The organism is Thermostichus sp. MS-CIW-40 (assembly GCF_054058315.1).
Map to the genome: position 1 here is coordinate 41,305 of NZ_JBSSAC010000001.1, position 19,925 is coordinate 61,229.

Annotated in this window: 15 protein-coding genes; 9 read left to right on the forward strand and 6 right to left on the reverse strand. The window is 58.4% G+C overall.

Annotated features, from left to right (window positions below):
* Positions 1 to 110 precede the first annotated feature (110 nt).
* A complete protein-coding gene (locus ACVWXF_RS00210) occupies positions 111 to 950 on the reverse strand; it encodes a CPBP family intramembrane glutamic endopeptidase (RefSeq protein WP_457473316.1) in 840 nt (279 codons plus the stop codon).
* 251 nt (positions 951 to 1,201) lie between these two features.
* On the opposite strand from ACVWXF_RS00210, the gene ACVWXF_RS00215 reads away from it, so the two are divergent.
* Entirely contained in the window at positions 1,202 to 3,121 is a 1,920-nt protein-coding gene (locus tag ACVWXF_RS00215; RefSeq protein WP_011432269.1) for an ABC1 kinase family protein, read from the forward strand.
* On the opposite strand, the gene ACVWXF_RS00220 is transcribed toward ACVWXF_RS00215, so the two are convergent.
* Positions 3,118 to 3,516 (reverse strand): hypothetical protein, encoded by a 399-nt coding sequence (locus ACVWXF_RS00220; RefSeq protein ID WP_414330450.1) that lies wholly within the window; start codon positions 3,514 to 3,516, stop codon positions 3,118 to 3,120. The two genes, ACVWXF_RS00215 and ACVWXF_RS00220, sit on opposite strands and share 4 nt — an antisense overlap.
* 509 nt (positions 3,517 to 4,025) lie before the next feature.
* On the opposite strand from ACVWXF_RS00220, the gene ACVWXF_RS00225 reads away from it, so the two are divergent.
* The 4 genes from ACVWXF_RS00225 to ACVWXF_RS00240 all read left to right on the forward strand — a co-directional run bounded on the left by ACVWXF_RS00225 (position 4,026) and on the right by ACVWXF_RS00240 (position 8,092).
* Complete coding sequence (locus ACVWXF_RS00225; RefSeq protein WP_457473317.1) at positions 4,026 to 4,916, forward strand: prephenate/arogenate dehydrogenase; 891 nt, start codon at positions 4,026 to 4,028, stop codon at positions 4,914 to 4,916.
* A 68-nt stretch (positions 4,917 to 4,984) separates the two neighbouring features.
* Entirely contained in the window at positions 4,985 to 5,734 is a 750-nt protein-coding gene (locus ACVWXF_RS00230) for a cytochrome c biogenesis protein CcdA (protein WP_457473318.1), read from the forward strand.
* Positions 5,735 to 5,845: 111 nt separating this feature from the next.
* Positions 5,846 to 7,213: a cytochrome c biogenesis protein gene (locus ACVWXF_RS00235; RefSeq protein ID WP_457473319.1), complete on the forward strand. Its 1,368-nt coding sequence runs from the start codon at positions 5,846 to 5,848 to the stop codon at positions 7,211 to 7,213.
* Positions 7,214 to 7,831: 618 nt separating this feature from the next.
* Positions 7,832 to 8,092, forward strand: a complete 261-nt coding sequence (locus ACVWXF_RS00240) for a ferredoxin-thioredoxin reductase variable chain (RefSeq protein WP_414349997.1) — start codon at positions 7,832 to 7,834, stop codon at positions 8,090 to 8,092.
* Here the strand turns inward: ACVWXF_RS00240 and ACVWXF_RS00245 are convergent.
* Positions 8,089 to 8,562 carry a globin family protein gene (locus ACVWXF_RS00245; protein ID WP_011432275.1) on the reverse strand — a complete coding sequence of 158 codons (474 nt, stop codon included), beginning with the start codon at positions 8,560 to 8,562 and terminating at the stop codon, positions 8,089 to 8,091. The genes ACVWXF_RS00240 and ACVWXF_RS00245 overlap by 4 nt on opposite strands.
* A gap of 214 nt (positions 8,563 to 8,776) precedes the next feature.
* Between ACVWXF_RS00245 and ACVWXF_RS00250 the strand changes: the two genes are divergently transcribed.
* Together ACVWXF_RS00250 and ftsH are read left to right on the forward strand one after the other, a co-directional pair.
* Positions 8,777 to 9,970, forward strand: a complete 1,194-nt coding sequence (locus ACVWXF_RS00250; protein WP_457473320.1) for an RNA-guided endonuclease InsQ/TnpB family protein — start codon at positions 8,777 to 8,779, stop codon at positions 9,968 to 9,970.
* Positions 9,971 to 10,111: 141 nt separating this feature from the next.
* Positions 10,112 to 12,028: an ATP-dependent zinc metalloprotease FtsH gene (gene ftsH / locus ACVWXF_RS00255; protein ID WP_414332108.1), complete on the forward strand. Its 1,917-nt coding sequence runs from the start codon at positions 10,112 to 10,114 to the stop codon at positions 12,026 to 12,028.
* Between the two features lie 103 nt (positions 12,029 to 12,131).
* On the opposite strand, the gene glgP is transcribed toward ftsH, so the two are convergent.
* The 3 genes from glgP to ACVWXF_RS00270 all read right to left on the reverse strand — a co-directional run bounded on the left by glgP (position 12,132) and on the right by ACVWXF_RS00270 (position 16,786).
* Complete coding sequence (glgP, locus tag ACVWXF_RS00260) at positions 12,132 to 14,333, reverse strand: alpha-glucan family phosphorylase (protein WP_457473321.1); 2,202 nt, start codon at positions 14,331 to 14,333, stop codon at positions 12,132 to 12,134.
* Positions 14,334 to 14,794: 461 nt separating this feature from the next.
* Positions 14,795 to 15,979 (reverse strand): SpoIID/LytB domain-containing protein, encoded by a 1,185-nt coding sequence (locus ACVWXF_RS00265; RefSeq protein ID WP_457473322.1) that lies wholly within the window; start codon positions 15,977 to 15,979, stop codon positions 14,795 to 14,797.
* A 273-nt stretch (positions 15,980 to 16,252) separates the two neighbouring features.
* Positions 16,253 to 16,786, reverse strand: coding sequence for a nucleoside deaminase (locus tag ACVWXF_RS00270; RefSeq protein ID WP_457473406.1), 534 nt, complete (start codon positions 16,784 to 16,786; stop codon positions 16,253 to 16,255).
* A 198-nt stretch (positions 16,787 to 16,984) separates the two neighbouring features.
* On the opposite strand from ACVWXF_RS00270, the gene ACVWXF_RS00275 reads away from it, so the two are divergent.
* Together ACVWXF_RS00275 and ACVWXF_RS00280 are read left to right on the forward strand one after the other, a co-directional pair.
* The gene (locus ACVWXF_RS00275) at positions 16,985 to 18,226 is read left to right on the forward strand and encodes an HhoA/HhoB/HtrA family serine endopeptidase (RefSeq protein WP_457473323.1); all 1,242 of its coding nucleotides are present in this window, start codon (positions 16,985 to 16,987) and stop codon (positions 18,224 to 18,226) included.
* A gap of 66 nt (positions 18,227 to 18,292) precedes the next feature.
* Positions 18,293 to 19,897, forward strand: coding sequence for a serine/threonine-protein kinase (locus tag ACVWXF_RS00280; protein WP_457473324.1), 1,605 nt, complete (start codon positions 18,293 to 18,295; stop codon positions 19,895 to 19,897).
* Positions 19,898 to 19,925 lie beyond the last annotated feature (28 nt).

Genomic DNA, 19,925 nt, shown 5'->3' on the forward strand with positions numbered 1-19,925 from the left:
TGCATTCCTTATCAATCAAACCTCCGCTACTTCCCATGGGGATCCCACGGCAGCGCTCTTCTGTCAGACAAGTCCGTCAGACAGGAGGGAAAGTGTGAGGAAGTCAATACTCAGCGGTTCAGGAAATAGGGCAAGCAAGCCCCACGCTCCGGCCAATGGAAGCGGACGAAGGGAACCAAAATGAACCCAGCTATCCCCAGACAGAACAGGCCAAAGTAGAGGTGGAAAGCCCCGACTGGATCAGCTGGTTCCATCCTTCCCCCTCCTAGGGATCCCAGCGCTAAAGCCAAGAGATTGTTCAAGGCATGAGCCAAGACAGGCAAGGTCAGGGAGCGGGTCTGCAAGTAGAACAGGCCCATCACCAGGCCGAACACCGTCAACCCGACGGGGTTGGGGTGCAGCAGGCCAAATACCCCAGAAGAAGCCAGCAGACCTCTGGAGAGGCCCCACTTGAGGCCCCAGCGGTGTAGCAAGATGCCGCGAAACAGCCACTCCTCCGTTATGGGGGCCACCACCCCAATCGAGAGCCAGCGCAACCCCTGATACATCTGCGGCCAGGCCGTTTCCCTATCCTCTTCCCCCAGTGAGTGCAGCATCGACTCCGCCAGCTCCGGCGCAGGCAGGGATACCAGGTAGAGCATCAACAAAGTTGTGCCCAGGGAGAGCACCAGCAAAGCCGGCACCACCCGCAGCAGGGATCCCCAAGGAATAGCAGCCCGCCAGTTGCCCCACAGCCGTCTCATCTGCAGATGGGCTTGCTGCCCCCGTCGCCAGCTCCAGATACAGGTGAGGACAAATGTAGCGCAATAGACAAAGTCGGCCAGCAGAGGATCGTCAGATGGGAGATGAAACAGCTGGGCCAAGGCGATGGCTCCCAAGCCTACCCCCAGGTTGATCACCAAGAAGGCCAACAGCACGTGGCGCGCCTTAAGGGCTGCAAATCCGGTCACACTCGGCTCGGCAGGCCGTAGAGGGGGGGATCCAGACACAAAGGCAGAGATCGCGGTTTTCCCATTTTAGGTTTGGCGGGGATCCCCAGAGGTGGGCTGCTGTCAACTCCTCAGGGAGAAGACTGAAGATCCTTATTCCGAAGGTTCGTCCCGCCTTTTCAAACCCAATCGAGCAGGCCGGTGGCTGTCTCCGAGGGTCGCCAGGCTGAGCCAGCAAGTTAAGATGTGTTACGGAATCCGTTGGGGCATCTATGGGCGCAACACCGGTAGTGACAATAGCAGCGAGGCAGGATGGCTTGGGTTCTGGGGCTGTCTCCATCCCTCCGGCAGATCTGGGGGTGGTTCCTGAGCCAAGCTTGCGTTACGACCCAGAGCAGTTGGCCAAGCAATATCGAGGGCGCTGGGATCTGGTGGTGCGGCGCCTGTTTCAGTTGATCACCCCCTTTTTGGGCTTGTTGGCCTGGGTGTTTTGGGATCGCTGGCGGGGAGTAGAACTGAAGAATCGCCCGAAACATGCGGCCCGGCTACGGGAGATCCTCACGGAATTGGGGCCGACAGCCATCAAAATCGGCCAAGCCCTCTCCACCCGTCCCGATCTGGTTTCGCCCCTGTTTCTGGAGGAGCTGGCCAAACTGCAGGATGAGCTGCCCCCCTTCGAGAATGCCATTGCTTTTGCCCTCATCGAGTCGGAGATCGGCAAACCCATAGACAAAATCTTTCGAGAGATCAGCCCTGAACCGATTGCCGCCGCCAGCTTGGGGCAAGTGTACCAGGCCTACTTGCACAGCGGGGAGAAAGTCGCCGTCAAGGTGCAGCGGCCCGACTTGATTGGGCGCATCTCTCTCGACATGTATATTGTCCGCAGCCTGGCCGCCTGGGCCAAACGCACTTTCCGCCGCATCCGCAGCGACCTGGTGGGCATCGTCGATGAGTTTGCCGGGCGCCTCTACGAAGAAATGGACTACACGCAGGAGGGCCGCAATGCCGAGCGGTTCCTGGCGCTGTACCGTCACCCCTCCATCTACGCTCCCAAAATTTACTGGGAGTACACCCGCACCAAGGTGCTGACGATGGAGTGGATTGATGGCATCAAGCTGACTCAGGTTGACAAAATCGCTGCTGCGGGGCTGGATGGACGGCACTTGATCGAGATCGGTGTCAATTGCTCCCTCAAGCAGCTTTTGGAAAATGGCTTTTTCCACGCCGATCCCCACCCGGGCAACCTCTTGGCCATGTACGACGGGCGGCTGGCCTATATCGATTTCGGCATGATGAGCACCATCGCGCCCCATCAGCGCTACGGCCTGATCAAGGCGATTGTGCATTTGGTAAACCGAGACTTTGCCGGGCTGGCCCAAGACTACGTGGACTTGGAGTTCCTGGATCCAGATACCGACCTGACTCCCATCATCCCTGCTCTGGAAGCTGTCTTCGCCGAAGCGATGGGCAAATCGGTCTCCGAACTGAATTTCAAGAGCATCACCGATCGGCTCTCGGGGGTGATGTACGACTTTCCCTTTCGAGTTCCCGCCTACTACGCCTTGATCATCCGCTCTTTGCTCACCCTGGAAGGGATCGCCATCGGCCTGGATCCCAACTTTAAGGTGTTGAGCGTGGCCTATCCCTACGTGGCTCAGCGCCTGCTCACCGACCCGGCCCCGGAGCTGCGCGTATCTCTGCGGGAGCTGCTGTTTAACCAGGGGCAATTTCGCTGGAACCGCCTGGAGAACCTGCTGCGCAACGCCGTCAACAGCGAGGATTTTGATCTACAGGGATCCCTGGAAAAGGCCGTTGATTTTATCTTTTCTGAGCGGGGCGCTTTCCTGCGGGAGCGCCTAGTGGATGTGCTCTTTTCCAGCTCGGGATCCCAGGGTGGCTCAGATGGCTTGGCTCATTTGCAGCGTCTGTGGGAACTCCTCAGCAGCAACCCGAGCTTTCAGCCGCTGCAGCTTCTGCCGATTGTTGCCAAGGTGGCTGCCAAACCGGAAGCTCAACAACTGGGCCGTCAATTGGCCTCCCGCTGGTTGCAACGCTCGGCAGCTCGCCTCATCCGCGACCTGCTGTTGCCGGATACAGAAAAGCCCAGTTCACCCTCTTCCCTCAACGGGCGTGGCGGGATCCCTGGGCCAGCAACCTCTGCTTCTACCGCTCAACTTCCCCTTCCGGCCTAGCTCAGGTGCTCTTGGGGGGCAGTATCGCTGTTGGGGTTAACAGAGGCCAGAGCCAGCGTAATCCACTCGGAAAATTCATCGCGGCGGAAAACCTGGGGGCGGGAGCGGGGGCCAAAACGCAGCAGGCTGGGCATGCCGTGCTCCTTGAGTCGAGACTGTAGCCAAGTGCCCACACCGGTTTTGCCATCGTTGGGCATTTCGGTTTGGAAGTCACTGTACATCAACAACAACTGGCTGCGAGATTGGAGCACCGCATTCTCTTGAATTAGCTTCGGCAAGGAGAGATGGGTGGCTGAGACTGCCCCTTTGCTCCCTTTGGCCGATTCACGACGACGGTCGCGCGGGCGCGGGTTAGTGCTTTCACGGCTCTTGCGGGTTTTGGGTTCACTAGGCATAGAATCTCCTAAACGACAGAGTGCTCCCCAACGGGGGTTAAAGCGGGAACTCGCAGGCCAAAAGCCGAGCCCGCTGTGAAAGTGGCTCGATGGGTACAGTTCTGGAGAATCGCTGAGAAGAGGGACACCTGCTCTTGAGTAAGCGAAGAAGAACTGCGCTGAGCCGGCACGAAAGGCTGGGATCCCTTCGGCGCAACAGCAGTCCACAGCGGGCCGAGCTCCTGCCAATACATCCAAGGCCTGCCCTTGTTTTTCCTGTCGGAGGCCAGTTTGGCTACCACGAATCCGCAGGGCAAGCAAGCCCGGATATTACCCCTATATTGACTTAAAAATGGACAAGTGGACAGTCCCTGGCCGAGAATTTAGCTGCTGCGGCGGGAGCTTCGGAAGGAACTAGGCTTGCCCGCCGGTGGCGAGTATCGCTGAGCTACGGGAGCAGCCTCCTACTACACCTGGAAGCGGTTGTTGGTGGTGTCCAAAAAGGAGTTTCACTGGCTTACTGAGATACTATGCGCATTGCCATTGTCGGGTTGGGGTTGATTGGCGGATCCCTGGCCCTCAAACTGACCGAAAAGGGATATCCCGTCTGGGGGATAAGCCGCAACCCGGCCACCTGCAAACAGGCTCTGGAACGGGGTGCTGTCCAAGGCTGTGGAACCGAGTTGGCCCAGTTGGCTCGCTTTGATCCGCAAATGGTGCTGATCTGTACCCCTCTGGAGCAGGTGTTGGCCACCCTAGCCGCCCTGGTGCCTTATTTGTCGGCAGAAACCGTGGTGAGCGATGTCGGCTCGGTTAAGCAGCCCATCGTTGCTCCGGCAACCGAATTGTGGCCCTGGTTTGTGGGGGGGCACCCCATGGCCGGCAAAAGCCTGCAAGGGATCCAAGCGGCAGAAGCTGACTTGTTTCAGGAGCGGCCCTACGTGCTCACTCCCATCGCCGAGACCCAACCTCAGGCTCTCGATGCGGTGAAAGAACTGATTGCTGCTGTTGGCGCAGAAGCTGTCCTCACGGATCCCGCCCGCCATGACCGAGCGGTGGCCTGGATCAGCCATTTGCCAGTTATGGTCAGCGCCAGTTTGATCGCAGCCGTCAGCCAGGAGGAGGATCCCGCGATTCTGGAATTGGCCCGCACTTTGGCCAGCAGCGGATTCCGCGATACCAGCCGTGTTGGCGGAGGGATCCCGCAATTGGGTTTGGAGATGGCCCGCCACAACCGGCAGGCGCTGCTGACTGCCCTGAGCAGCTACCAAGCCCAGTTACGACAGATAGAGCGGTTGATCGATGGCGAAAAGTGGGACGAATTGCTCCGGGTGCTGCAACGAACTCAACAAGAATGGCAGCAGTTCCCGGTCAACCATCCTCGCGAAATTCTCCACAACCTGGGCGGTGGGAATGGATAGCAAAGATATCTTGAACGGGCTCGGGGATCCTTCATGCTACCTTGGGCTTATGTTGACAGATTGAGCTTATGTTGAATGCGGCTCAGCTTTGGCTTTACCAACTGGAACAATGGGCAACTGAGCTGGTGCAGTTTCAACTGCAGCACCTTTCTCCCGTTAGTCTGTTGGTGGTGGGTCTGGCGGGCTTGCTCACCAGTCTTTCCCCCTGCACGTTGTCTATGCTGCCGGTGACCATCGGCTACATCGGCGGCTACACCCCCGCTTCTGAGGAAACGGCTGGGGAAGGGCGGCGGCAAGTTTGGGCTCAATCTTTGGGTTTTGCGGCTGGGGTGGCTTTTACCCTGACCCTGCTGGGTTTGTCGGCAGCTTTGCTGGGTCGCGTTTACGGACAAACCGGATCCTTCGGGCCTGTTGTGGTGGGGGGAATTGCTATTTTGATGGGGCTGAACTTGTTAGAGGTGATCCCCCTGCGTTTTCCCAATTGGTTTAACCGCCTCGAGATTCCCGGAGAATGGCCCAGGCTGGGTCGGGCAGTGTTGCTGGGGTTAACTTTTGGCCTGGTGGCCTCTCCCTGCAGTACGCCGGTTTTGGTGGCTTTGCTGGCCTGGGTTTCCACCACAGGGCAGCCATGGGTAGGAGGCGGGCTGCTGCTGGCTTACGGGCTGGGATTGGCCTTTCCCCTGCTCCTGGCGGGGGTGTTTACCGGAGCGGTGAAGCAACTGTTGGCCCTGCGGCGCTGGTCGGGCTGGCTCACTTATGCCAGTGGGGTGGTGTTGGTGGGGTTCGGCAGCGTAACAATCTTGTCGGCTTGGGCCTAAGGGATCCCTGCTGCTGCAGGCTAAGATGGGGCTACACCTACAGCACCCTGTTGGGGACTGCACCTTGCCTGGCAAGAGCAGCGGTCTGAATCTTAAGCCGACAAACTTCTCATGGTCATATACTCTCTCCCGCTTGCCCGCTGGGTTTCCTCGCTGCGGCGGTACTTTCGTCATGAGCTGCTGCCGCTGCTGGCGGATCTGCGCCTGGCCATCGGCCTTTTGTTGGCGATTGCGGTTTTGAGCGCCACCGGCACGGTAATTGAGCAAGAGGAAACAGCGGCTTTTTATCAAGCCCACTATCCGGAGCATCCGGCCCTGTTTGGCTTTCTCACGTGGCGGGTGATCCTGAACTTGGGATTGGATCACGTCTACCGCACCCCTTGGTTTCTGGCCATTTTGATCCTGTTCGGCAGCAGCCTTGCCGCCTGTTCCCTGACGCGCCAATGGCCGATGTTGAAGGTGGCTCGCCGTTGGAGCTATCTCACCCGTCCGCAGTCTTTTCAGCGCCTGCCGTTTCGGACGTATCTGCCTCAGCAATCCTTACAAGGTCTGCCAGAGCGGTTGCACCGACAGGGCTATCTGGTGTTTCAGGAGGGCCATTACCTCTACGCCCGCAAGGGGTTAATCGGCAGGATCGGCCCCATCTTGGTGCATGTCAGCATGCTGCTGATCTTGCTGGGGGCGATTTGGGGCAGCATTAGCGGCTTCAAGGCCCAAGAACTCATTCCCAGCGGCGGCGTGGCTTCTATTCAACACTTGACCGGAGCAGGGGATCTGGCTCGCGCTCACTTGCCTACCTGGCAAATTCGGGCCAATCGCTTCTGGATTGACTACGCTGCCGATGGCCGGGTCAAGCAGTTTTATTCCGACCTCTCGATTTTGGATCAGGGTCAGGAGGTTAAACGTCAGACCATTTCCGTCAACCATCCTCTCTCCTACCGGGGTGTGACCCTCTACCAAGCCGATTGGAGCATCGACAGCATCCGCATCCGCATCAACAACAGCCCCACTTTTCAAATCCCGGTGGTGCCGGTGCGTACCGAGGCAGGCAACAAACTCTGGGGCGCTTTTGTGCCCACCCAGCCGGACATGAGCCAGGGACTCACGCTGCTGCTGCCGGATTTGCAGGGGACAGCCCTGCTCTACGACACTGAAGGGCAATGGATGGGATCCCTGCGCCAAGGCATGAGCTTGGCCCTCGACGAAATCGCTCCCCAACGCTTCCCCAACCCGCTCACTCTGCATCTGGATGAGGTGATCGGCGCTACCGGACTGCAAATTAAATCCGATCCGGGGATCCCTGCGGTGTATCTCGGATTTGGCCTGTTGATGGTGGGGGTGGTGATGAGCTACTTCAGCTACAGCCAAATCTGGGCTTTGCAAACGGAGGCGGGGCTCTACTTGGGGGGCAAAACCAACCGGGCCTTGGTCACCTTCGAGCGAGAATTCGACCGCTTGGTGGAGCATGACTCTAGTTGATAAAATATGTTCAGTACGGATTACTACCAGTTGATCTTTCTGTTTACTTTCGAGTCTGCCAACATGGTAGCCAAAGCAAAGCAGAAAATTGGTAGTAAGACGACACGGAAACTGCGCTTTGGGTATTCTACTCAAAGCTTTGCGGGATACCGCCATTCTGTTTGGACTCCGTCCCGCTAACGCGAATGGAAACAAACAGAATGCTATCGCTGCATAGTTGAACAGTGATGTTCAGCAGTGTTCAGCGTAAATGTATCAGCAACAAAAGGTCGCCTTCTCTCTTTCCCAGATCCCGGTGGAAGCTGAGATTGGCTAGACGCAGCTTTTTCCGGCGAAACCAGCCTCCTGCCCAATAGGGATCCCATCTATACAACCCAGGGATCCAGTGAGCGGCGCTGTTGGCTCCAGAGGGATCCCATTGGTTGAGACGGGCCTTCTCTGGGTTGACTTTGAGGGGATGTTCTGGGGCTTCCCAACATGAAGATGACCCTGAGGAAAATACAAACTACTGTTTCAGTTTCCACATACTTCTCCACATCTCGAAGGTTTGCTTAGAGATTGAGCTAGAGTGTTTCCAGTGGGTTCCTGTGGTGGGCCGCCTTGTTAGGAGGGCAAGACATGAAAGTTGGAGATCGGGTGCGGGTGCGTACCAGCGTGATTGTCTATCACCACCCGGAACATCGCAATCAACCTTTTGACCTCAAAGGTATGGAAGGGGAACTGAAGGCCGTGCTTCGGGATTGGAATGGCCGCCCGATCAGCGCCAATTTTCCCTTTCAGGTGCAGTTTGACAACAAGTTCCGTGCCCATCTCCAGGCTGATGAGCTGGAGGTGGTGGAGTCGGCTGGTTCTGGAGAATCTGCTGAGACGGCTGCCTAGTTGAGGCCCAACAGCGTGCGGTTGGTTTCCAGAATCGGCCTGATCAACTTGGTTTCTTCGGGGGTGAGGTAATTGGCTATCACCTCTTGCAGAAAGCGATAGGTGGCCTCGCAACTGCGTTGGGTGCGGAAGGCCCGCATTAAGGTCTGGAACCAGTAGAGAAATCGATCTTTGTAGCGTTGCTCATCGTCCAGGAGCATGGCCAAAGCCGAGAGGCGCAGAACCCGCACGGTGTCAGCTTTCCACTTGTTGCTGAAGTCTTCCACCCCTCGCATGAGCAAGTAGGGATCCAGCGCGCGCATTTTCATCTCCACATCCCGGATGATCTGGGCTTCCGCCGCCTGGATCTTGCGATAGGCGCTCAGGCGTAGGTCAAAGGAGGCTAGATAGGTCTCCATGAACTGCAGCTCCTCATCCCTGAGATAGCGCCCGTCGGCAGCGATGCTCAGTTCGCGCAGTTGAGTCAGCATAGGGATCCCTGGGCAAGCTGGAATGAGAATGGAAAAAACACCACCTATCCTGGCTGACGGCACAGCCTTGGTCCCTCAATCCTATCCCCAAACTCCTGGCCAGAAGAGGGGAATTGCAGGGATCCCCGGCAACCCTCTCAGCTAGAAATCGCAGGAGCCCCGCACTGTACCCGTAGGGTCAGTGCCGGGAGGAATGCGAGGTTACAATAGAACCATGACCCAAGTCCTGACCGTCTCCTGCAAGCTCAAGGTGTCCCCGTCGCAAGCCGCCAAATTGGACGCGACGATGGATGCCTTTGTACAGGCATTGAACTGGGTCAACCAGAACACGCAGGAGAAGATCGTCAACGCGGTCAAGCTGCAATCCCTTTGCTACTACGAGATTCGAGCCCGGTTTGGCTTGTCCAGTAACTTGGCTCAACAGGTGTGCAGACGGGTAGCGGGTTCCCGCAAAGTGGCTAAGCAGAAAAAGCGTCCCGTCAAGGAGTTTAAGAGCGGCTTTGTTACCTACGATGCTCGCATCTTTTCGTTCCGTCAAAAAGACTGGACGGTGTCGCTGACCACGGTGGAAGGGAGAAAACGCTTTGAACTGGCTATTGGCAACTACCAGCGTGGGATGCTGGCTGGTTCCAACCCCAAATCTGCCACCCTGGTCAAGCGCAAAGATGGCTCCTACTACATCCAGATTTGCGTAGAGAAAAAGCCACCCAAGCAACAAGATACCGACAAGGTGATCGGGGTGGACTTGGGGAGGACAGATATTGCCCATACGTCAGAGGGGGACAACTGGAATGGACAGCAGTTGAACAGAGTCCGCGACCACTACTCTCGATTGAGAGCGGCGCTCCAACGTAAAGCCAGTAAGGGCACACGCAGTTCGCGGCGCAGATGCAGAGAACTGTTGCAACGGCTGTCTGGCAAGGAGAGACGCTTTCAGGCGTGGGTCAATCATCGCATCTCCAAAGCTATTGTCTCTAGGGCAAAGGTCACAAGCAGCGCTATTGCTCTGGAAGACCTGACAGGGATCCGGGAAAGGGTCAATCAACAGCCGCGCAGCAAAGCCGAGCGGCGCAGAACCAACAGTTGGGCGTTCTACCAACTACGTCAGTTTCTGGAGTACAAGGCGAGGGTTGCAGGGGTTTCTCTGATTCTTGTGCCGCCCGCCTACACGTCGCAGACCTGCCACAAGTGTTTGCATATCCATCCCGATCCTGCGCAATCCTACCGCAGTGGCAAGTCGTTCAAGTGTGGGCACTGTGGATGGGAAGGAGATGCGGACTTGAATGGTGCAAACGTAATTGCGCTCTTGGGGGCTGCCGTAAACCAGCCTAGAGGTTCGGGCCTGTTTTGTTCTCTGGTAGAGCAGAGCAGGCTCAGGGCTACTGAAAGCCCGCTCCGTACCGCTTAGCGGTCGGAGCCGGGTAGTTTACTCAGGTTAATATTAATTAACAGTCTGTTGCTGCAAGAACCCACCCGACCCCAGATTGTTACCCACAAGTCGCCATCTGCGAGTTCGATTCAAAAACACCCTTTGGGAGGAAACACTTCCGTGAGTCAGAAAGGTAAAAACAAGAAATGGAGAAGCGCGGGGTTATATGCGCTACTGGCCATCGTCTTGATCTCTTTAGCCACCACCTTCTTGGGTACCCGCCCGCCTGAGCGTTTGGAGATCAGCTACTCCGACCTGATCAGCCGTGTTGAACGGGGCGAGGTCAGCAAAGTTTTGGTGGAGACGGCCCCGGATGGTCGCCAAGTTGCCATTGCCGAGGCAGAAATCAACAACCGCGCCACCCAAGTGCAGGTGAATCTGCCCCCCCTTACCCCTGAGTTTGAGAACACCCTGGTTGCCAACGGGGTGGAGCTGGCGGTACGCCCTGTTCAAGAGGAGGGGCTACTCGGGCGCATTCTCAGCACCTTCTTCCTGCCGGTTTTGCTCTTGCTGGGGCTCTTTTTCCTGCTGCGGCGGGCTCAAAATGGCCCAGGCAGCCAAGCTCTCAACTTCGGCAAATCCAGGGCACGGGTGCAGATGGAGCCGAAAACCCAAATTACCTTCAACGATGTGGCCGGCATCGATCAGGCCAAGCTAGAGCTGGCAGAGGTGGTGGATTTCCTGAAAAATTCAGAGCGCTTCACAGCTTTGGGAGCCAAGATCCCCCGCGGGGTATTGCTGGTGGGCCCGCCCGGCACAGGTAAGACCCTGTTGGCCCGCGCCGTAGCCGGAGAGGCGGGTGTGCCCTTTTTCTCCATCTCTGGCTCTGAGTTTGTGGAGATGTTTGTTGGGGTGGGGGCCTCGCGGGTACGGGACCTGTTCGAGCAGGCCAAGCAAAATGCTCCCTGTATCGTCTTCATCGACGAAATTGATGCGGTCGGTCGCCAGCGGGGAGCTGGCTTGGGAGGTGGCAACGACGAACGGGAGCAGACCCTGAACCAGTTGCTCACCGAGATGGACGGTTTTGAGGGCAACTCCGGCATTATCGTCATCGCCGCCACCAACCGACCGGATGTGCTGGATGCGGCGCTGCTGCGGCCCGGTCGCTTCGACCGCCAAGTTACGGTGGATCGCCCCGACTTCCAAGGCCGCCTGGAGATCCTCAAGGTGCATGCCCGCGGCAAAACCCTGTCTGCCGATGTGGATCTGGAGAAATTGGCCCGCCGTACTCCTGGGTTTACCGGTGCCGATTTGGCCAACCTCCTGAACGAAGCAGCCATTCTGGCAGCCCGCCGCAACCTCACTGAGATCTCCATGGACGAGATCAACGACGCGGTGGATCGGGTGTTGGCCGGCCCGGAGAAGAAGGATCGGCTGATGAGCGAGCGGCGCAAGGAGTTGGTGGCCTACCACGAGGCGGGCCATGCCCTGGTGGGATCCCTCTTGCCCAACTACGATCCCATCCAAAAAGTGACGATCATCCCCCGGGGACAAGCAGGTGGCCTCACCTGGTTCATGCCCAGCGATGACGACATGGGACTAACCACCCGTGCCCATCTGAAGAACATGATGACCGTTGCCTTGGGTGGGCGTGTGGCCGAAGAAGTGGTCTACGGAGAGTCGGAGATCACCACGGGGGCAGCCAGCGACCTGCAACAGGTGGCCCGCATCGCCCGCAACATGGTGACCCGCTTTGGCATGAGCGACCGACTGGGCAATGTGGCCCTAGGTCGCCAGTACACCAACATTTTCCTGGGCCGGGAAATCGCCGCAGAACGGGATTTCTCGGAGGAAACAGCGGCCCTCATTGACGAAGAGGTGCGGCGGCTGGTGAACGAGGCCTACCAACGGGCCACCTACTTGATTCGGGAAAACCGTGCCCTCTTGGATCGGATTGCCCGCCGCCTGGTGGAGGCCGAAACCATCGATGGGGAAGAGCTGCAGGCCATCATCGACAACTCTGAGGTGGTGATGCTGCCCCCCGAAGAGGAGCCAGAACCGCTGACGCTTCCTATGGCCGTCAACGCCAGCGCCTAGTCTCTTGTCCCCAAGCTCAAACTTGCGATCCCTGCTTTTCCTCTTGAGGAGAGAGGGATCCCAATGTTTTGTATGATTTGCGCTGGGAGAGGGGGAGTCCACCCTAGCCGGCAACAGCCGAACCCAACAAAGTCCGGCTCGCCTCTGCTTCCAGGGGCTGAGGCTCGTAGATTTTCAGCACGTACTCCGCTACCATGCGGTCGGTGTTGAAAACGGGGTTGAGGGTGCGGATGGCCTCCTTCATGCGGGCAATCCAACGACGTGGGATCCCTTTCTCATCCCGGTCGTAGAACATGGGGATCACCTCATACTCCAACAAGTCGTAGAGGGAGTTGGCGTCCAAGTCGTCTTGGGCAGCGGGATCCAGACCTTCGATTTCTTGGCCAATAGCCCAGCCATTGCGACCGTTGTAACCCTCCGGCCACCACCCATCCAGCACCGACAAATTCAATCCCCCACTGAAGCCCACCTTTTGCCCTGAAGTGCCAGAGGCTTCCAGAGGGCGTCGCGGGTTGTTCAGCCACACATCGACCCCCTGCACCAAATTGCGAGCGACATAGGCATCGTAATTTTCGATGAAGGCGACCCGGTTGGCCACCTCAGGCCGGTTGGACCATTCCACCACCCGCTGAATCAGGCGCTTGCCCCCTTCGTCCCGGGGATGGGCCTTGCCGGCGAAGATAATCTGTACAGGGTACTCTTTGTTGGTGAAGATGCGGGTAATTCGCTCCAGATCGCGCAGGATCAAATCTCCTCGCTTGTAGGTGCTGAAGCGACGGGCAAACCCAATCGTCAAGACCTTGGGATCCAGCAACTGGTTGACCGCTTGGATGCGCTCATTGCTTTCGCCGCGATTGCGCCGGGCCCGCAACACCCGGTGACGGGTAAAAGACACCAGCCGCTCCCGCAGAGCCTCTTTGCGCCGCCACAGTTCTTCATCTGGGATCTCTTCCACCTTGGCCCACAGTTCCGGGTCTGACACCCGCTCCGGCCAATCGGGGCCCAAGTACTGGTCGTAGAGGTTCCAAAAAAGAGGGGAAACCCAGGTACGGGCGTGAACCCCATTGGTAATGGAGCTGATGGGCACCTCATCCACCGATCGCTCGGGGTAGAGCACATGCCACATTTCGCGAGAAACCCGTCCGTGGAGCTTGCTTACGCCATTGGCTGCCCGCGCGTACCGCAAAGCCAGCACCGTCATGTTAAAGCGCTCCCAGGGATCCCCGGTGCGCCGAGCTCCCAAAGCCAAAAATTGTTCCCGCGTCAGGCCCAGTTGAGGCCAGAAGGAGGCAAAGAACGCATCCATCTCATTGGGGCTAAAGGCATCGTGGCCAGCCGGCACCGGTGTATGGGTAGTAAACACACATTTTTCCCGCACCTTGGCCTCCGCCGTCTCGAAGGGGGTACCCCGCGCCACTTCCTCCCGCAGCAACTCCAGCGTCAGGAAAGCAGCGTGCCCTTCATTCATGTGATAAACCATGGGATCCAAACCCAACTGGCGCAGCAGGCGCACCCCACCGATACCCAGGATGCACTCTTGGGCAATGCGAGTATCGGTGCTGCCCCCGTAGAGGTGGGCGGTAATCCAGCGGTCGATGGGGTCGTTCTCCGGCAGGTCGGTGTCCAGCAGAAAGAGCGGCACCCGGCCCACGTCCGCCCGCCAGGCCCGCGCCTTCACCAACCGCTGCCGCATCGCCACTTCCACCAACAGAGGGCTGCCATCCGGCTGACGCACCAAAGTCAACGGCAGAGACTCAAACTCAGAGTCTTCATAAAGCTCTCCCTGCCAGCCATTGTTGTCCAGGCGCTGTTGGAAGTAGCCCTGACGGTAGAGCAACCCGATGGCCACCAGGGGCACTCCCAAATCCGAGGCCGACTTGAGGTGATCGGCGGCCAACATACCTAGCCCGCCAGAGTAGGTGGGCAAAGACTCGTGCAAGCCGTATTCGGCACAGAAATAGGCAATAGGACGCTGCCAGTCGTAGGTTTTCATGGTGCGCTTGGCCCAGGTATCCTCAGCCGCCATGTACTTCCGATAGGACTGCACCATCCGGTTCAACGTGTTGAGGTAGTTCACATCGGTGGCCAAGGCTGCCAACCGCAAGTAGGAAACCTCCTCCAGCATGCGCACCGGGTTGTGGGAGGTTTTTTCCCACAGGGCGGGATCCATTTCCCGGAAAATGGTGAGGTGATCCGGGTTCCAGGTCCACCAATAGTTGCGGGCGATCTCGCACAGGGGCGTGAGCGCTTCCGGCAGCACCGGACAACGTTCGGGAAAAGCAGGAGCTAAGGTGGCAATGGACATAGGGCAGATACCTGGGGTTAAAGTTATGGGCTCGAAAAAGAAGAGGTAGAGGTCGATCCTGGTAAACGTATCTCAATTATTATTGAGCCGATCCTGAGGATTCTGAGGGGGGAATTCAAGATCTCTACAAAATCTTCAGGGGACGTAACCCAAATTTTCCAGGGCTTCTCCCGATCTTGCCACAGCAGCGCGGAGCCTTCAAAAACAGGGGTCGCAGGCAGGCCAGCTTTCGATTCCGGCAGAAGCTGCCCGTCTAGAAGCTGCCCGTCTATCGTAAGAGATGGTGCAACGTTAGAGTTAACTCAAAGTTAACAAAATCTACAGAACCCCAACGAACCCTTGGGAAACCCCTCCAGATCTGTATAGAATGCTCAGAATGCTGCTTCTCATAAGCTCTTAAAAACTGCAGCTACTTTTGCTACCAATCGATTATTTTGTTGGCTTCTCCTTGAAGTTGAGCCTTAACGTCCTTCCACCACTGCCAGACTGGTGTTGCGGTAGTAGTGGCTGAGGATCTGTTGGTAAGAGTAGTTTTGGCTGGCCAGGGCGGCAGCTCCCCACTGGCTCATGCCCACCCCGTGCCCGTAGCCCCGCCCATGAATCTCAAAGAAAGCCGGGAATGTCCCTGCCACAGGAGCCAAGCTGGCTGTAGTGGTGGCATCCCCGCGCGGGCTAATGGCAATCTTTGTGCTGCGCAACCCTAGAGCCCGACGAAAATCGCCAGCACTGAGATCTTTGATTCCTTGGGATCCCGTCAAGCGCACCGTGATTGCCCGTCCCCACGGGGAGCTGCGCAGTACCTCCACAGAACGAATGGCACCGATCCCGGCAGCCAACTGCTGAATCTGCTGGGCAGGAACGGTGGCCGTCCAGCTAAACACCGGTGAGTGCTGATCGAAATCCGGCACCCCCTGTAAGTAGGGCCGCGACTCTAACCAGACATTGCCTGCATCATCCGTATGTCCCCCCGCAGAGGAGTGGAAAACCGCATTGATCAACTGCCCCTGGTGGATGAGAACCTGCCCGGCGGTCTCACGGGCAGCCGCTTGGGTACGGCTGGATTCGGCAGCCACTCCCTTGTAAACCTGCCAATCAATCCCGTTTCCTAAGTCAAAAGGCTGCTGGGAACGGCGACTGCGGTGGTAGAGGGCATAGGTGCGGGAGGCCACGGCTTGGGCTTTGAGAGCCTCCATGGGAAAACGGTGTCCCATCTCGCTGCCCACTACGCTGGAAACGTAGTCCTCCAAGCCAACTTGGTTGATGGCAATCACCCCGCGCTCGCCAGGGATCAGCTCCACCCAGCCGCGGTACCAATTCTGGTCAATAAACACCAACCCATCGGGGACAGTGGGCTGCAGGTAAAGACGTTCTCCCTGTTGGCCAGCCAAACTGACTGCTGAACCCGAACGGCTGGCCTGCAGCGGTTGCATGGCCTGCACCTCTGCCAGGGGTTGTCCCTGGGCATTCAACAGGCGGGCTCCAGTAGAGCTGCCGACGGTGACCTGGGGCTTGTTGACGGCAATACCTACCCGCAGCAGCACCCGTGCCTGCACCGGAAAGGTCAAGCACAGCCAAGCCCAAACCAGGAGGGCAATACCTCTAATCGAGGCTGATGGCGGAGGAGAGAAGGAGAGGGTAATAGTCACACACCAATCCTCTGTGAAAGACTACCCGCCGCTGGGCATAGCCAGCGAGGGATCCCAGACAAGTCGGGTTTTGAGAATCCAGGCATAGGGCCGACGCACCCTCAACAACCCAAGCGGCCACCGTTGGGCTCAAGAGATCCCGCACTCGGAAAGCCTTTTTTGAGGCTGGTGCGGGATCCCGGGCAAGGGCCAGCCGAACCCGTTATGACAGTATCAAAAACATCCTGCAGATGCACGACTTCAACCCAGAATTTTCCGCCCCCAGTCCCTCGGTCAGGATTCAGCCGGCTCAGAGGAGATCCCGCGGCGGTGGCAAAACCACTGCTGCAATAGGCGGCGACACTCGGCCTCGCAGACTCCGCCGATGACCTCCGGGCAATGGAAGCTGGCAGCGGAGGCAGGCAAATTGAGTACACTGCGCAAAGCCCCGGCCTTGGGATCGTCTGCACCGTAAACCACCTGAGCCAGCCGCGATTGGCTGATGGCCCCGGCACACATGGGGCAAGGCTCAAGCGTGACGTACAGCCGACAGCCCCGCAGTTGCCAATCTCCCAGCCGTTGCCCTGCCTGCCGTAGGGCTAGGATCTCCGCATGGGCCGTGGGATCCCGATCCCGTTCCCGCCGGTTGCTGCTCAAAGCCAGCAACTTTTCCCCTGGCCCCACCACCAGAGCGGCCACCGGCACCTCTCCAGCTTCTCCCGCTTGCTCAGCTTCTCGCAAGGCCAACTGCATCCAGGCGCGGTGGCGCTGCCACAGATCCCACCCTTGCGGCTCGGAGGAATGGAGCTCGCTCGGATCCCCGATCATTTTGGGCGTTTCGAGCACTGCCTCTGTCCGCAAGATTTGCTAGGGTAAGCACACATACCCCGAACATCCAAAAGTAAAGAGTAGGAATAGATATAGATAGAATAGACCAGGAGTGAACTGGGTCTTGATGGCGTAAGTCGGGGGAGCGGGTTCACGCCTTTTGAGTCTTGGCGATACGGCTTAGCTTTGGGAGGGATCATGGCGCGGATTCTACGGCACACACTTTTGGCGATGGCTCTGTTTGGTGGAGGCGTCGCGGGTGGGGTCTGGCTATCGTCTCGAGCGGGGCAGGAGTGGTTACAGCAAACTCCTCTGGTCACTTGGACGCAACGGGCCGGTGAGGGAGTGGGATCCCTTTTGCCCTGGTCTGAGCCCCGCCCTGAGGCTGCGAATTCTGCTCCTCCCGCCGATGCTGTCCGGCCTTCCAATTTTATTGCTGCAGTCGCCCAAAAGGTCGGCCCAGCGGTGGTGCGCATCGATGCCACCCGCACTGTGTCGAGGGGGGTCAACCCAGAACTGTTCAACCAGCCCCTGTTTCGCCGCTTCTTTGGAAATCAGATACCGCAGTTGCCGCAGGAGTTTCAGCAGGAGGGCACCGGATCGGGCTTTATCATCGACGCCAGTGGCCTGATCCTCACCAACGCCCATGTGGTGGAAGGCAGCGAGCGAGTCAGGGTTCATCTGCTGGATGGGCGCACCTTTGAAGGGGAGGTGAAGGGCTCAGACCCGGTTACCGATATCGCAGTGATCAAAATTGAGGGGGAGAATCTGCCCACGGTTACCCTGGGTAACTCTGACTTGGTGCGACCAGGGGATTGGGCTATTGCCATTGGCAACCCGCTGGGCCTAGACAATACCGTGACTGCTGGGATCATCAGCGCCGTCGGGCGCTCCTCCGGGCAAATTGGAGCTGTCAACAAGCGGGTGACTTTCCTGCAAACGGATGCGGCCATTAACCCCGGCAACTCGGGCGGCCCGTTGCTGGATGCGGAAGGGCGTGTGATTGGGGTGAATACGGCCATCTTCCAGCGAGCTCAGAGCGTCGGCTTTTCCATCCCCATCAACCGCGCCATAGACATTGCCGAGCAATTGATCCGGAATGGTCGGGTAGAGCACGCTTTCTTGGGCATTCGCATGATCACCCTCAACCCCGACATTGTGGCGCGCCTCAACCGCGACCCCGCTCGTCCCACCACGCTGACAGTGGAAGAAGGGGTCTTGATCGGGCAGGTGATTTCGGGATCCCCGGCTGAGGAGATTGGCTTGCGGGAGGGGGATGTGATCACTGAAATCAATGGGCAGGCCATCCGCGATGCCGAGCAGGTGCAGCAGTTGGTGGAAGCCGCTGGGGTGGGCAATACGCTGACGCTGCGGGTCATCCGCGATGGACAGGCGCGCACCTTCCAGGTGAAAACTGGAGTGCTGCCCGTAGACTTCTAAGCAGTTTTATGTGCCGTCAATTTACTGATCCCCGTGACACAATGGCCCTAGAGGCGGGGGTCAGGTATGGCTTGGGCAGTCGGCGAAAGACTACAGGGGGGGCGCTACCGCATTGAGGCCATCTTAGGAGAGGGGGGCTTCGGCATTACCTACCGGGCCTGGGATAACGTCCGTGCCGACCAGGTGGTTATCAAAGTTTTGAACGACAGCCTTCGTGAGGATCCCGACTATCCCCGCTTCCAGCAGAACTTCATGAACGAGGCGCTGCAACTGGCCCGCTGCCACCATCCCCATGTGGTGAAGGTGGAAGAAGTGATCTGGGAGCAGGAGCGCTGGTGTATTGTGATGGAGTACATCCGCGGCCAGACTCTGCACCAGCTTCTGCGGCAAAAAGGGCCGTTGCCCCTGCCGGAAGCCCTGCGCCTGACGCGGGAGGTGGGATCCGCCCTGATGGCCCTGCACGAACAGGGGATCCTGCATCGGGATGTGAAGCCATCCAACATCATGGTGCGGGAGGGATCCGGGCAGGCAGTTTTGATCGACTTTGGCCTAGCTCGCGGCTACACCCAAGGTCTGATCCAACGCCACACCTCCTACGGCACCGATGGCTATGCTCCTCTAGAGCAATACGACAGCTTGCGCCGCCGCGGCGCCTTCACCGATGTCTACGCCTTGGCAGCAACCCTCTACACGGCGCTGACGGGGATGGTGCCTATGTGTGCGCCAGTGCGGGCCACAGGCCGCCAGTTGGATACCCCTCGCAGCCTTAACCCCAACATTCCCGAGGTTGTGGAGGCTGCCATTCTCAAAGGGATGGCTCTCCACCCAGAAGAGCGCCCGCAAACCATGGCCGAGTGGCTGGCACTGTTACCGGCAGAAGCCTCTCAACAAGGGAGGAAGCCGGTTGCTTTTGAGCCAGCCATCCGCACCCAAGAGCTGAGGGAGCTGGAGCAGATCTTGGCCCAGCCTCCAGAACCCCAAGACGAGCTGGAACAGCTCCTGTCCCGGCACTCGGCGGAAGAGCTAGAGCAACTGGTGGCACCTCCCACCCCTGCCACTGCCAAAAAAGCTGGAAGAGAAGAGGGATCCGGATCCCTGATTTTTCCTGAGGTCTGTCCAGAGGAGAGAGGGAAGGGGGGATCCCTGCCCGGAACTCTCTCTTGGCCAGAGTGGGTGGGGGAAGCAGCCCCTGCCTTGCAAGGTCTGTGGGATCGGCTGCGAGCGGGGCAGTGGGGGGAGGCGGATCGCTGGACGACAGCCCTGATGCTGAAGCTTGCTGGGCGCTCGCAAGTGGGCTTTTTTGATCCCAAGGATGTTCAGGCCTTCCCCTGCCCCATGCTGCGGCTGATTGACCAACTGTGGGTGCGGGCCAGCCATGGGCGCTTTGGCTTTACCGTCCAGAAGCAACTTTGGCAGGAGTGTGACTTGGAGGGAAGAGGAGGGATCCGTTCGGGCTCCTTCTTAGCCTTGCCCCGCGAAGACTGCATGGGGGAAAGAGTCGGCTGGCAGGTGCAGGGCCGCTGGCTGGGGTATGGGGAGCTCACAACCCGTCTGGCAGCGCCTAAGGGTCATCTGCCGGTGGGCTTTTTTTGGGGCTACTCAGGTGGCCTACGTGCGGCGCTGCTGATGCTGGATCGGGCGGTATTGAAAAAGTTCAAAGCTTGCCTGTAAAAAACTCCCCCCTCCCAAAGGGAGAGGG

What these genes read in the sequence shown, in the direction of transcription:
- ACVWXF_RS00215 (WP_011432269.1), top strand. Translation starts at nt 1,202, where the DNA reads ATGGGCGCAACACCGGTAGTGACAATAGCAGCGAGGCAGGATGGCTTG.
- ACVWXF_RS00220 (WP_414330450.1), bottom strand. Translation starts at nt 3,516, where the DNA reads ATGCCTAGTGAACCCAAAACCCGCAAGAGCCGTGAAAGCACTAACCCG.
- ACVWXF_RS00225 (WP_457473317.1), top strand. Translation starts at nt 4,026, where the DNA reads ATGCGCATTGCCATTGTCGGGTTGGGGTTGATTGGCGGATCCCTGGCC.
- ACVWXF_RS00230 (WP_457473318.1), top strand. Translation starts at nt 4,985, where the DNA reads ATGTTGAATGCGGCTCAGCTTTGGCTTTACCAACTGGAACAATGGGCA.
- ACVWXF_RS00235 (WP_457473319.1), top strand. Translation starts at nt 5,846, where the DNA reads ATGGTCATATACTCTCTCCCGCTTGCCCGCTGGGTTTCCTCGCTGCGG.
- ACVWXF_RS00240 (WP_414349997.1), top strand. Translation starts at nt 7,832, where the DNA reads ATGAAAGTTGGAGATCGGGTGCGGGTGCGTACCAGCGTGATTGTCTAT.
- ACVWXF_RS00245 (WP_011432275.1), bottom strand. Translation starts at nt 8,562, where the DNA reads ATGCTGACTCAACTGCGCGAACTGAGCATCGCTGCCGACGGGCGCTAT.
- ACVWXF_RS00250 (WP_457473320.1), top strand. Translation starts at nt 8,777, where the DNA reads ATGACCCAAGTCCTGACCGTCTCCTGCAAGCTCAAGGTGTCCCCGTCG.
- glgP (WP_457473321.1), bottom strand. Translation starts at nt 14,333, where the DNA reads ATGTCCATTGCCACCTTAGCTCCTGCTTTTCCCGAACGTTGTCCGGTG.
- ACVWXF_RS00270 (WP_457473406.1), bottom strand. Translation starts at nt 16,786, where the DNA reads ATGATCGGGGATCCGAGCGAGCTCCATTCCTCCGAGCCGCAAGGGTGG.
- ACVWXF_RS00275 (WP_457473323.1), top strand. Translation starts at nt 16,985, where the DNA reads ATGGCGCGGATTCTACGGCACACACTTTTGGCGATGGCTCTGTTTGGT.
- ACVWXF_RS00280 (WP_457473324.1), top strand. Translation starts at nt 18,293, where the DNA reads ATGGCTTGGGCAGTCGGCGAAAGACTACAGGGGGGGCGCTACCGCATT.